The sequence below is a fragment of the Mycoplasma zalophi genome (assembly GCF_018914005.1).
Classification (GTDB): Bacteria; Bacillota_I; Bacilli_A; order Mycoplasmatales; family Metamycoplasmataceae; genus Metamycoplasma; species Metamycoplasma zalophi_A.
Window position 1 is genome coordinate 468,497 of the sequence record NZ_JAHMHI010000001.1, and the last position, 13,902, is coordinate 482,398.

9 protein-coding genes are annotated in these 13,902 nt (G+C 24.9%); 4 read left to right on the top strand and 5 right to left on the bottom strand.

Going from position 1 to position 13,902, the window contains the following annotated elements; genetic code table 4:
• Positions 1 to 16: 16 nt before the first annotated feature.
• Both KQ877_RS01935 and eno read right to left on the bottom strand, forming a co-directional pair.
• A complete protein-coding gene (locus KQ877_RS01935) occupies positions 17 to 268 on the bottom strand; it encodes a hypothetical protein (RefSeq protein ID WP_216488469.1) in 252 nt (83 codons plus the stop codon).
• A 3-nt stretch (positions 269 to 271) separates the two neighbouring features.
• Positions 272 to 1,636, bottom strand: coding sequence for a phosphopyruvate hydratase (gene eno, locus KQ877_RS01940; protein WP_216535878.1), 1,365 nt, complete (start codon positions 1,634 to 1,636; stop codon positions 272 to 274).
• 131 nt (positions 1,637 to 1,767) lie between these two features.
• Here eno and KQ877_RS01945 point away from each other — a divergent pair, with 131 nt between their 5' ends.
• Entirely contained in the window at positions 1,768 to 2,457 is a 690-nt protein-coding gene (locus tag KQ877_RS01945; RefSeq protein ID WP_216535879.1) for a hypothetical protein, read from the top strand.
• Between the two features lie 45 nt (positions 2,458 to 2,502).
• Entirely contained in the window at positions 2,503 to 3,834 is a 1,332-nt protein-coding gene (gene tig / locus KQ877_RS01950) for a trigger factor (protein WP_216535880.1), read from the top strand.
• A 58-nt stretch (positions 3,835 to 3,892) separates the two neighbouring features.
• On the opposite strand, the gene KQ877_RS01955 is transcribed toward tig, so the two are convergent.
• Positions 3,893 to 5,179 carry a hemolysin family protein gene (locus KQ877_RS01955; protein WP_216535881.1) on the bottom strand — a complete coding sequence of 429 codons (1,287 nt, stop codon included), beginning with the start codon at positions 5,177 to 5,179 and terminating at the stop codon, positions 3,893 to 3,895.
• 163 nt (positions 5,180 to 5,342) lie between these two features.
• Between KQ877_RS01955 and KQ877_RS01960 the strand changes: the two genes are divergently transcribed.
• Complete coding sequence (locus KQ877_RS01960) at positions 5,343 to 7,250, top strand: ribonuclease J (RefSeq protein ID WP_216488459.1); 1,908 nt, start codon at positions 5,343 to 5,345, stop codon at positions 7,248 to 7,250.
• Between the two features lie 13 nt (positions 7,251 to 7,263).
• On the opposite strand, the gene recO is transcribed toward KQ877_RS01960, so the two are convergent.
• Positions 7,264 to 7,923 (bottom strand): DNA repair protein RecO, encoded by a 660-nt coding sequence (recO, locus tag KQ877_RS01965; protein WP_216535882.1) that lies wholly within the window; start codon positions 7,921 to 7,923, stop codon positions 7,264 to 7,266.
• Between the two features lie 126 nt (positions 7,924 to 8,049).
• Here recO and KQ877_RS01970 point away from each other — a divergent pair, with 126 nt between their 5' ends.
• Entirely contained in the window at positions 8,050 to 8,814 is a 765-nt protein-coding gene (locus KQ877_RS01970; protein WP_216535883.1) for a hypothetical protein, read from the top strand.
• A gap of 69 nt (positions 8,815 to 8,883) precedes the next feature.
• On the opposite strand, the gene KQ877_RS01975 is transcribed toward KQ877_RS01970, so the two are convergent.
• Positions 8,884 to 13,335, bottom strand: coding sequence for a ZmpA/ZmpB/ZmpC family metallo-endopeptidase (locus KQ877_RS01975; RefSeq protein ID WP_216535884.1), 4,452 nt, complete (start codon positions 13,333 to 13,335; stop codon positions 8,884 to 8,886).
• Positions 13,336 to 13,902: the final 567 nt, after the last annotated feature.

Genomic DNA, 13,902 nt, shown 5'->3' on the forward strand with positions numbered 1-13,902 from the left:
TTTTTTCTTTATTTTTTTAATAATTCTTGTTTTTTGTTTTTGAATATAAAATAGCAAAAATTATTGTGAAAATTAATGTTACAAAACCCATAGTTCCTGTTGTTATGCAAACAATTTGTAGTATAGAACCAATAGATAAAGCTAAACCAAAAGACTCACTTTTAAGCCCAAAAAAAAGTATAGGAACTATAATTATTGTAATTAATAATAAAATGATAGTCACTATCAAGAAACCAATAAATAATTTTTTTAAAGTGGTTTTTTTCATGTTTTATCCTTTCAAGTTGTTAAAACTTTTTTGTGTATCAAATATCGAATCACTACCTAAAATTTCTTCAATTACTAATAATCTATTATATTTTGCAATTCTATCCGTTCTAGAAAGTGAACCTGTTTTAATTTGTCCTGTGTTAAATGCAACAGCTAAATCAGCAATTGTTGTATCTTCTGTTTCACCAGATCTATGGCTTATAACTGCTGTATATCCATTAGATTGTGCTAATTTAATTGCTTTAATTGTTTCAGTTAATGTTCCGATTTGATTCATTTTAATTAAAGCTGAATTAATTGCTTTTTCATTAATTGCTTTTTGAATGTATTTTGGATTTGTAACAATTAAATCATCACCAACTATTTGTACACGGTTACCAAATTTTGCAACCATCATTTCAAACCCTTTTCAATCGTTTTCACTGTGTGAGTCTTCGATTGAAATTATTGGGTATGAATTTATTAATTTTTCATAATAATTAACTAATTCTTCGGTTGTAAAAGTAGATTTATAATTTTCATAATCTTTAAAATTTTCAGGATTTAAATTTTTAGCAAATTCAAATTTTTTAAATGTATAAACTTCTTTATCTTCATTATAAAATTCACTTGCGGCAGCATCTAATGCTATAGCAACTGCATTTTCACCTGAAGTTGCTGGATTATATCCCGCTTCTTTTATTGCTTTTATAATAAAATCTAATGCTTCTTCGTGTGTGTGTAAGTTAGGTGCAAATCCACCTTCATCACCAACTGTTGTATTTTGATTTGCTAATTTTAAAAGTTTTTGTAAAGTATGAAAAACTTTATTAGCAATTTGTAATGATTCTTTAAATGTTTTTGCTCCTAATGGCATTATCATAAATTCTTGAAAATCTATTGTGTTTGCAGCATGCGCACCACCATTTAAAATATTTAACATAGGAAGAGGTAAAGTTTTTGAATCTTTTGTTCCTAGATATTGATATAATTCTAATTTTTTTTCTTGAGCTGCTGCTCTTGCTACTGCAATTGATACTCCTAAAATAGCATTTGCACCTAATTTACTTTTAAATTCTGTTCCATCTAATTCAATCATTTTGTTATCAATTAATTCTTGTTCAAATACATCCATACCAATTATTTCTTTTGCAATAATATTGTTTACATTATCAACGGCTTGCATTACACCTTTTGAACCAAATCAATTGTTTGCATATTTTGAATTTTTATCTCTTAATTCTAACGCTTCTCTAGAACCAGTGCTTGCTCCCGAAGGAACTTTTGCAACCGATTTAGTATTTTCTGTTTTTAGCTCTACTTCGATAGTTGGATTACCTCTACTATCTAAAATTTCTCGAGCTTTAATGTCTATAATTACAGGCATTTTTACTCCTTGTTTTTTAATAAATCAATTTTTAATTTATTATACTTATATAATATAATATATTTATTACAAACATATTAAAAAAACAATAATATTTAACAAGAATTTAATATTCTTATTTAAGGAAACAGATGAATGAACAAGAAGCCAAGGATTTTATAGATAAGATTCAAGAATTAAAAAACAATGATGCAATTTTAGCCTTATATGATTTACATCAAAAAATAATTAAAAATCCTTTATCAAAACACACCGCTGTATTTAGAGAAATGGAAAGAGATTTAACTATTTTTATATTAAAAGAATGAGAACAAACTCCTTCATCTTTACAGACATATAAAATGATTAAAACTATTCAAAATGTACAAATTGATTATTATTTTATGATTATGTATAATCAACTTAAATGAAGGGATTTAAAAGAATTTGCACATGAATTTCAGTATTTTTTCAGTATGGATGAGCAAAATGATCTTCTTTTAACATTAATTTATAATTTATTACATTCACAAAAAATAGATTTTAATTTTAAGTTCAATGATTTAATAATAAATCCTTCAAAATTAAAAAATATTGAAGATAATAATGAATTAAAAGAAATAGAAAAGAAAATTCACACCCATTATGAAAAAAACCCAAGTGAAGCAAAAATAGCAATACAAGTATTTAGTAAGTATATTACTTCATACTGAATAGATATAATTTTTGAAAAAAATATTATAAGTCCAAAAATCATTGAAAATGTTACTGATTACTTATTGGGCAAAAAAACAATTGAAGATTTAAATGTACAAGAAAAACAGTTGGCAGAAAAATTTTAAAAATTATTATATAATTTATAAATATCACACATCTAAGGAGTAAAAATGATTGATAGAAAAATTAACAAAGATACTTCAGAATTAGTTATTACCGTTGAAGTTGATAGCAAAATCTGAAAAGAACAACAAGAAAAAAGTTTAAATAAATTACGTAAAGAAGTTCAAGTAAAAGGATATAGAAAAGGAAAAGTACCAGCTGAAGTTGCAGACAAACACATTAGTAGTGAACAAGTAAAAGGTGCAGCACTAAAAGGTACTTTAGATGAAGCTATAAAATTAGCAGCAGAAAAAGTTACTGATGATGATTTTGTTTTAGATAGTGCAGAATACCACATTAAAGAAATTTCAGATGATAATATTACAATAGAATTTATATACCCATTACTTCCTGAAATTAAATTAAATGATTACAAAAATCTAAATGTTAAATTAGACAGTATAGAAGTTTCAGAAGAAGATGTTAAAAATCAACTAAAAGCCTTACAAACAAAAAATGCTGTTTTATACGAAGTAGAAGAAGAAAAAATTGAAGATGGTGATCATGTAAACTTTGACTTTAAAGGATTTATTGATGGTGAAGCATTTGATGGTGGAGAAGCTGAAGGATTCCAATTAGAAATTGGATCAAAATCATTTATCGCAGGATTTGAAGATGCTTTAAAACAATTTAAAAAAGGTGATGAAGGTAGTTTTGAAGTTACATTCCCTGAAAATTATCACATGGAACACTTAAGAAATAAAGTTGCAACTTTTAAAGTTAAAATTAACAAAATTGAAAGAGCTCAACTTTCAGAAGTAAATGAAGATTTTATTAAAGAAATAAATATTGAAAATGTTACAACACTTGAAGAATTAAATGATTATTTAAAAGATTTAACAAAACGTGAAAAAATTGAAAAAGCTAAAGAAAAATTCACAACTGAAATATTTAACAAAATCGTTGAAGAATCAGAATATCCATTACCAAGTGCAATTATTCGTAAAGAAATGCAAGCTTACTACAAACGTTTTGAAGATTCACTAAAACAACAAGGTGTTAATGTTGAACAATACTTAGAAGTTACAAAATCAACAAAAGAAAAGCTTTCATTAGAAATTAATGCAGAAGTTGTAAGAAACCTAAAAGTTTCATTTACATATACACAATTAGCTAAAGATGAAAACATCAAATTAAATGATGAAGATTATGCTTTAGAATACAAAAAATTATCTGATTTATACAAAATGCCTGTGGAAGAAATTGAAAAATACATCACAAAAGAACAAATTCAAATTCCACTAATCAACCAAAAAATTGTTGCTACATTAGCAAAATACAATGATCCAGAAAATTACAAAACATACTTTGGTGATGTTTTAGAAACCAAAGCTGAATAATAAAATTGGGAAGTATTCCCAATTTTTTTATAAAAAAATAAGCACATAAATGCTTACTTTATAAAATATTGATTTCATAAATTGTTGTTTGGTTAGTTTTTCCAGATTTTATTACTTTGAATGAAATTTCTTCTTGATAAATAAATTTTTCTGTTTTGTTCAATTTATGTCCATTTTTATGGGTTATTCAATCTGCTAATTCCATATCTGATTCTTCATCAGAAAGTTCAATTTCAATTTCAAGTTGTTTAAATAATGTTTTTATATCAACGTCACCATTTGCTCTTGATTTTTCTAATGAAATTTCATATATTTCTTCATCTGTATCGTATTCATCATAAATTTCACCAACTAATTCTTCTAAAATATCTTCAATGGTAATAATTCCTTTTACTTCATCTGAAGTATTATTTTGAGTAACAAACGCCATTTGACTACGATTTAATCTCATTTTCTCTAATGCTTTTGATAAACTCATATTAACAGTAACATTAGGAATTTTTTTAAGATAATTTATAACTTTTCCTTGCTTTAATAAAAATATATCTTTTAATAAAACAATACCAATAAATTTATTATTTTTTCTAATTGGTAAACGAGAATATTGTGTTTCATTAAAAATATTTAAAGCTTCTTTTATGTTTGCAGATGATTCAATAAATGAAACATCTTTTAATCTAATGTAGTGGCTTAAAACTTTTGTTGAATCTAAATCTAGTGCATTTTGAGTTAATTTAGCTTCTTTTGTTTCTAAAACCCCCTCATCATTTGCTATATTTAACATTGACTTTATTTCTTCTTCACTATTTGTAACTAAAACTTTTTTACCAAGTTTTGAAATGAAAAAAGTAATTGGATAAGTTAAAATGTATCAAAAGTGAATAAAATAAACTGCAAATTTTAAAAATCCAACTGTGTGTGATTTTGCAATTAATTTAGGGAATATTTCACTAAATACCACAATAATTGGCGTTAAAATAGCCGTTGAAATTATAGGAATTAACTGACTATTTGCACCAATTCATATACCTAATATATATGAGGTTAATGCTGATGATCCAATATTTACTAAATTGTTTACAAATAAAACAGTACTTAGTGTTTGATTAAAAGATAGATAGTGTTTTTTTATTAATTTTGCACCTTTTTCTTTCTTTTCTAGCATATTTTCTATTTTCGCTAGATTTAAAGAAGTATATGCTGTTTCTGAACCAGAGATGATTGCAGATGTAATTAATAATAAAATTAAAACAATTAATAATGTAATTTGTAAAAATAAATTGTTATTTGATATTTGTTCAATATTTTCTAATCCATAAAGATTCTTCGGGGATTCTTCTAACATATTTTCCTTCATTTTTAAATAATTTATATTGTAATTATATAAAATAACTTATTTTTATCAACATAATATTTTAAATTTTTAAAATTGTTTTTTCTTTGTTATAATACTATTATTATTTATAATAATAATTTCTTGTATTTCAAAAAAATAATTAGGAGAAAAAATGATACCAACCAAGTTATGGGGAATGGGTGGATTTCAAGAAATTGGAAAATCAACCCTTGCAATTGAACACAATGACAAAATATTTATATTAGACAATGGGATTAAGTTTCATGATTCTTTTACAACAGGAATAAAAGGTTCTATACCCGACTACACTTATTTAAAAGATAATCAAGAAAAAGTAATGGGTGTTTTTATAACTCATGGTCATGAAGATCACATTGGTGGGATACCATATTTAGTCCAACAAGTTGACGTAAAACGCATATACGCACCAAGATTAGCTATACAATATTTAAAATTAAAATTTGCGGATTTTAAAATTAAAGTTAATGTTGAATTTATTGAACTTGAAAGAGATTCAAAATATATTTTTGATGACGTTGTTGTGGATGTTTGAACAGCACAACACTCAATTCCTGATGCTTTTGGAATAAGATTCACAACACCAAATGGTTCTATTATGTGTACAGGTGATTTCCGTTTTGACTACACACCTATTGGAAATTTAACTGATTTTTCTAAACTAGAACAAATTGGTAATGAAGGACTTGATATTTTATTAAGTGACTCAACAAATGCAATGAGACCAAATCACTCTCCATCAGAATCTGACATTTTAAAGGACATAAAAAAACACATGGAAGATGCAGCAAAAAAAGTTGTTGTAACTGCATTTGCTTCAAACTTAACAAGAGTTAAAGTAATAATAGAACTTGCGGCAAGTATGAACAAAAAAGTTGTTGCCTTCGGTAGAAGTATGGTTCAAAGTGTTCAAATCGGAAGAAGATTAGGTTATATTGATGTTCCTGATGATGTTTTTATTGACAAAAAACAAATTTCTAAATACCAAGATAATGAATTGCTAGTTTTAACCACTGGTTCACAAGGGGAAGAAATGGCGGGATTGGCTAAAATGTCAATGTCAAAACACCCACAAATTGATATTAAAAAAGGTGATGTTATCATCTTTAGTTCAAGTCCAATTCCAGGAAATAGATCAAAAATTGAATTATTAGTTAATAGACTTTATAAATTAGGAGCAATAATAAAAGAAAACGGTGTTGATGGTTATTTACATACATCAGGTCATGCTTATAAAGATGAACATAAAACTATTTTTAAATTAACAAAACCTAAGTATTTTATGCCCTATCATGGTGAATATAGAATGAGTGTTGTTCATGGGTACACAGCAACTGAATGTGGTGTTAAAAAAGAAAATGTTGTTATTGCAAAAATGGGTGAAGTATATCAATTATTAGACCATAAGTTAAGTTTAACTGATCAAAGAATTCATATTGGCCCAGTGTTTATTGATGGTGAAATTGTTTCAAAAATTAATTCTAACATCTTAAAAGAAAGAATGGAATTAGCTGCAAATGGATTTGTACATGTAATTGTTGCTATTAATAAAGAAAAAAATATAATTTTAGGAAAGCCTAGAATTGTAAGTCGTGGTGCTTTTTATGTTAAAAATTCTACTGAGTTAGTTGATGAAACCAAAAGATTAGTTCACTCTGCTATTTTATACACAATAAGAAACAAAAAAGACTGAACCATACCTGAATTAAAACAATTAATAAAAGATAGATTAGAACCTTTCTTTTATAAAGAAAAAAGACGTAATGTAGTTGTTGTTTCAACAATACTAATAGCTGATGGATTAAAAAAACAAATAAATAATACCCAAAAAAATAACAAAACAAAAACAACAAAAGATACAAAACCAAAACAAACAAAATCAAAAACCAAAAAAGTTGCTAAAAAAGTTGATGAAATTAAAAAAGAAAAAGCAAAACCTAAAACAAAGAAACCTAAAACAGAAAAAAAAGTTTCAACGACCAAAAAACCAAGGGTTAAAAATAATAAAACTGCAGATAAAAAACCAAAGGAAAAATCATAAAATCCTTTGGTTTTTAAATATAAGTGTTTTCTTCTAAAAAGTTTCAAAGTTCTTCAAATATTTGTCTTATATAAGATTTGTTAAAATTTGCTTGATAGTCATCAAAATCTTTGTTTAAAAAATAAACTGACTTTAAATATTCTATTTCTTTTGTTTTGTTTGAGTGTTTAAAACATAAATATCCACCTTGATAAAATTCAAAATCTATTATGTTATCTTTTCTTTGACAAACTACACATCCTTTATAGTTGGGATACATCCCAAAACAATGTAGTGACTGATTTAAAATATATAAAAATATTTTGTAGTCATTACCACGACCAAATAAATTAAACAAATGAAAACAAGTATCTGTGACTAAATAAAAATTTTCTTTTACAGCATTTAATAATTTCAAGAGATTTATAACCACTGTTTTATCAGTATCTAAATTAAAAAAAATCAGTGTGTTAGCTTTTTTTAGTTTAGATACTTTTGTAGCTAGTCTAGCTTCAAAAATTTCTACTTCTATAAGATTTAAAAGTTGTAAAGCAACTCTATTTTTTGATAATGGTTTTTGCGTTCCTTTTGCTAAAAAAGTTATTTTTTTAGAAGGTGTTAATATTGTTACTATTTCATCTGCATCAGCATACGGTTGCTTATTTATTACAATGCCTCTATATATTTTTTCCATACATAAATTATAAAAAGAAAAAAATACAATTTTATTTATTATAATTTTATTAACATGAAATCAGTTAAACGCACATTACTTTACTACCGTATAATCATGCCAATTTTATGAGTTGGTATTTTTTCTATGTGAATAGTTTTATATTTTGAGCCCGCTTTTGTTGAAACACCATTTTCAACTGCAATGACTCCATTTTTAGTATTGTTACTGTGATTTTGTTACAAAATACTAAAATTAGCTAAATATAAAAGAACATTAGAGATGTATTATATTCAAAAACTATATCATAAAAAACATAATAGATTTCTTGCTTTTTATGTGAAGTTGTTAATTGGATGATATGAATACGACAAATTAATCAGTGAAATAAATAATTACCAATCACTTGAAAAAATTATTGATAATTATTCAAAATACACAAAACAAGAAGAATTATTTAAAACAAAACAATTAAACAAAAGTACTATAGAAACAAATTTATATAAATCAAAAGTTTTATATAAAGTCTGTATTGTCTTAAGTTGAACATTTTTATTAATTCCATTTTTATATTTATTATTTACAATTGCAGTTTTTGGTTTTTTAGCTCCACTTGAAGAAAATATTGTTAAAACAAACAAACCTTATAACTATATAATGCACTGAGTAATTCCAAGTACTATGGCGGCCGTGATACTTGTTAAAAAAATTTTAGTTAAATATGTATTTATGAAATATTATTTACTATACATTTATTCAGTATATACAAAAGAAAATCAAGAATATCTTTTACATCTTTGAAGATTTAAAAATGACGAGTTTTTGGTTTTTGTAAAAAATATAAAATTAAATCGCAGTACCAAAACAATTGCTGGTGAAATATATTTTTTAAATAAAAAAATTACTCTTTAATCAGGACAAGGATTTGTGTCCTGGTTTTTAATTAAAAAAATCAGCACTATAAATGCTGATTTTGTAATTTTATTCAAAAATTGATTCTCTAAAATTGTTTGTTTTTTCGTTAAATTTCTTAATTATTTGTTCTTTTAATTGAAGTTGATTGAAATATACTTTTTGTGGATTTAATTTTATATCATTAAAATTATCATCATATGCTTGTTTTAATAATGCTTTAATGTCTGCACCACTGCTTATTAAGTAATCTTTATTGTTATATCTTACGATAATTTCTTTTATTTTGTTTTGTTTATCTAAACGTTGTTTATACATTGCTTTTTTAAATTCTGCATATGAGTTATTATATTCACCATTAAATATTTGTGAAAATACATATACATCAGATAATTTTTCATTATTTGTTGCGCTTTGAGCAAGTGAATCAGTTGCATATTTTATAAACCCATTATCTCAACCGTATTCAGCAAGTAACTCAAATGCTGTTTTTCTAAACATTAATCCACCTGAAGTTCCTGAATCATTTGCGTATGAAGCAAAAATTGGGTTATATAGTGAAACAAAATAATAATTTAAATTATTTGTTCTTTGCGCTGTTTTTTGTTTTGTTTCTGAATCTCTTGTTCAAGCAAAGTTTTCGGATTTAGATATAACATTATTATCAATTAAAGCATCTAATGATGTTAGTTTTGATAATTCTTCTTCAGATAATTGTTCAACTTTATCTACACCATGCACATATCCTTTTTGTATATCTTCATCAGTGTAAAAGTAAATGTGTTTTGAATTTTTATCTCATTTGGAAGCATCATCTTTTTCAAGAACTAGTTTTTCAAGTATTTGAGATTTTTCTTTATTGGTTCTAGTTGCAATAACTTCTGCTTCAAGTCCATCAACTAAATAAGTTACATCAAATAAATTATGTAAGTATGATTTAAAATCTTCTTTTGATTTGAATCTATCAATTGAATTATTTGTAGTTACATCACCATTTAAATTAGCAATGAAATTGAAACTATAGTAAGGGGTGCTATTACTTGTTGCTGATTCAAAGAATCCTAAAGCATATGCTTCAGGTCCTTGACCTGGTCTATAGTTGTGATTTTGTAATCAAGTTTTTTTATCGTAAGCATGAGTTAGTTCATGAGTTAAGGTTGAAGCTCCTTCAATACTTAAAACATCAGCACTATCAAATCTTATTATTTTTGTGTTTTGGTTAGCATATGCTCCATCTTTTTTAGGTGATTGTGGATAATATCTACCAATTGGTCCAAAGAAGTCTTTAATTGGTGAGTAGTTTTCATCAAATCTCTCAGCCCATCTACGATGATTATCAGAAGATTGTTTGTAATCAGGACCATTTTTTGAAACTATTCAATAACCATCAAAAATTTCGGTAATAGTATTTTGCATTTCACTTTTACCTTCATCATTTGAAACAGAATACATTAATTCTAAGAAGTTTTTAAATTTATTTGCAAAAAGTTTTACTTTATTTTTTGCTTCTTGTAATTTAGTTTTGTATTCAGCCGAATCTTTTGCAATAGTTTCATCAATATCTCTTCCATATCCCCCGAAGTATATTGTTGCAAAAGTAGAAATTACATAAATGTTATCTTCTTTTACATTTAGAAGAGGCAATATATATGATCTTGCGGTTGATTTATTTTTTAGTCTATTATATAAAGAAACATCAACGTTATTTTTTTCTGATGAAAGTTCGTATATAAAGGCATTTGATGATTCTTTTAGTCATTCTGACATAGTTTTGTTGTTAAATATTGAATTATTTAATTCTAAGAATGAATATAAATCTTTATTTGCATCTTTTGAGTATTTATTTAATGTGTTAAATATTTTAGTGAAAGTTGAATAGTTATTTTCTAATAATAAATCTTCAAATGATAAATTACCTATTGATTTTATAAATTCTATATTATTTATATCATTATTGTAAAATGCGGGATTAAACATCAAAATATTTTTTATATTATAATTACCAAATTTTATATTATAAAGTCTTTCTAAATATGATAGACCTAACATTATTTGTACTTTGTTGTCTAATATTTCTTTTTTAACTACTTCTTTAATTTTTAAATCATTGTAATTTGCAACTTTGTAATTTGCTAAAATTGATTCTAAATAATTATCTATATTATCTTGAACATGTTTAAATGCATCATTTAGATATAATCAATTCATATCTAATTCTATATTTTGATTATTATTTTTATCTCTTAATTTTTGAACATATTCATCCATTTTTACCTGATTAATGAATTCTTGTGAATTTAGTTGTAGTTGTTTAAATGCGGATTTTAGTTCATTAATTAAATCTGAATTTTTATTTAAAAATTGATATGGTGTATAAATTAAATTATTAAATGAATATTCAAAAATATGGCTATTTTCAAATTCTACAGGAGATGATAATGTAAATATTGTACTTGTGTTGTCTTCAAAAGTAACAAATATTTTTTTAATTTCATCTTTATTATATAAATTACCAACAAAATTATTATTATCATCTAATGGCATTAGAGATGAAATGCGTTTTTGATATAAAACATCTGAAGTACTTATTTTATTTCCATAAGAAACTATTGTGTTTCTATCATAGAATGGAATTAATTTAGATACGTTATCGTATGCAATTTCCCTTTTTGAATCATAATCTTGAACTAGTGCAAAATTAACATGAGCAAAATCGTTTTTTTGTTGAGTTTCCACTAAAATTCCTAGCTCTAATAATTTTTGTGTTAGTTCACTTTTTTCAATTTTTTGTAATTCACTAGGTTGATTATCTAATGTAGTAAAACTTCCTAAAATTTGCGCTGAATTATTGTAAGTTTGACCAAATACCAAATTATGTAAACCACTTTCAATATCAACAATAGTTCTTTGAATTTCAACATTTGAAACATTTCCAATTAGTTTACCAATTTTAGAATTTGAATGATTCCTATCTAGTTGAATATTACCTTTTATGTAATTATTAGAAATGTTAATTTGATGACCATATCCACTAATTTGTGAAGCCAGTATTCCATAATATTGTGAATTTGTATCATTTGCAGAAATATTTAATGTAACATCAATTGTGTTGTGTGTAAATGTAAGACCCAGTACAGTTCCAAAAATCCCACCAATTTTTTCTGTATTTATTCCATTTTGTTGATATTTTAATTGACCTGTTATTTTTGTATTTTTTATTGATGAATCTACAACTTCAGATGCTAAAATTCCTGATGTTGAATTTGAAGTAACATTTGCATTTAAAATGTTAATATTTTCAATTTTTGCGTTTTCTATTTTACTAAATAATGGTTTTTTTAGACCATTAATTGCAAATGTTCTTCCATTAGAACTTTTTAAAACACCTTTAAAAGTTTTTGTAACATATGCATTATTTGTTGTATCGGTTGCATCTAAATCAGCACCAATTATAATTTCTTGATTATCGGTTGCACTGTTTAATTTAGTAATTAAAGTATCAAAATCAGTAATTTCATTTTCATTATGAGATATTTTATCCACTGCAAAAGTTAATTTTTGAATTGCATCATTATCTTTATTAAAGTAAACTACTTTATCTAAATCAACTGAAATAATATAACTTTGATTTTCTTCTTCTACTGCTTTGATTGGTAAAATAAATTCTTTATTATCTGATATTATTCTTGCTTTATAGTTACTAAAATCAGTAATTTGTTCAGTAAGTGCATTGATTTTTTCTGTTTCATGTGTATTTAAAACTTTAAGTAATTCGATAGTTTCAATATTTTTTAAATCAATAGATTTTTCAGAGAATTGACCATTTAATTCATCCATAATATCTTTTAGATTTCAAACACTTTCATCTACTTTATCTTGATTTTCTGGATTAGCTAAAACTTTTTTAGCTTCTGCTAAAATTTCATCAAATTTATTTGTTATTTCTTGTCTATTTTCATAAATATATGTTGATGATTTTTTCTTTTCGTCCGCTAAGTTAATTGTTTTTTTAAGTTCAACTGTGTTTATAACAACTGGGGTTTTATCTTGAAATTCAATTGATAGTTGTGGATACCCGTTAGGAACAATAAAACTAAAATAATTACCTTGCATACGTGAGGTGATATCTTGGTGATCAAATAATATTGTTTTAACTTCCTTATCCTCAGGAATATTAACAATTTTAACTAAAATTTTATCTCCTTCATTTAAGGAATAATATATATCAACTTTATTATTTATCTCAAGGTGTTCATTATTAGGTGCAATAATCTTTGGTGCTGTGTTCTTATTTTTATTTGAACTTCTAAATGTTGCTCTAACACTAGTATTTTCAGTTAAGTTTAAATCAATAAATGTTTTATCATCATTCATATTTTCTAATTGATCTACATCATTAACTAATAAGCTTTCAATTTCTTGTCCTGAAGGAATATTTGCAAAAATTCTTACTGATTGTGTTCCTTCAATGTGATCTTTATTTATATCATCTGAAACAACTAAATTCTCCCCTAGTGTCAATGAATAATATTGTTTTTGAGGTGGTAATTTTTTAAATTCAACACTTATATCAGTATTGTTTGTTATTTCAAATGTATAAACATTATTATTTACACTATGTCTTCTATCAGAACCATTAAGTAATAATTTTGCTATTTTTTTGTTATTAGGTACATTAATATTTACTGAAACATTAGTTCCATAAGGTATTTTTGTTAAATCTAAATTACCGTTTACAGATAATTCATTATTTTGAAGATTTAATGAGTATGTATTAACTTCATATGTAGCAACAATATCATAATTTTCTTGAACTGGTGTAAATGTAAATGTGTTATTTATAATTGAATTTTTGTTATCTTCTCCATTAACTGTAAATGTTGATAAGTGATTATTTTCTGGTATATTTAAATGTAAAGTTATTGCTTCATTTTGATTAACTTCTTGAGTATTTTCAGCAAAACCTTCTAAATTTATTGTTGATTTTTTTACTTCTGGTTCAGCATTTACATTTGAGTCAGAATCTGAATTATTATCTGTATTTTCAGTGTTTACACCTGAGTCAGAATTTGGATTATTATCTGTATT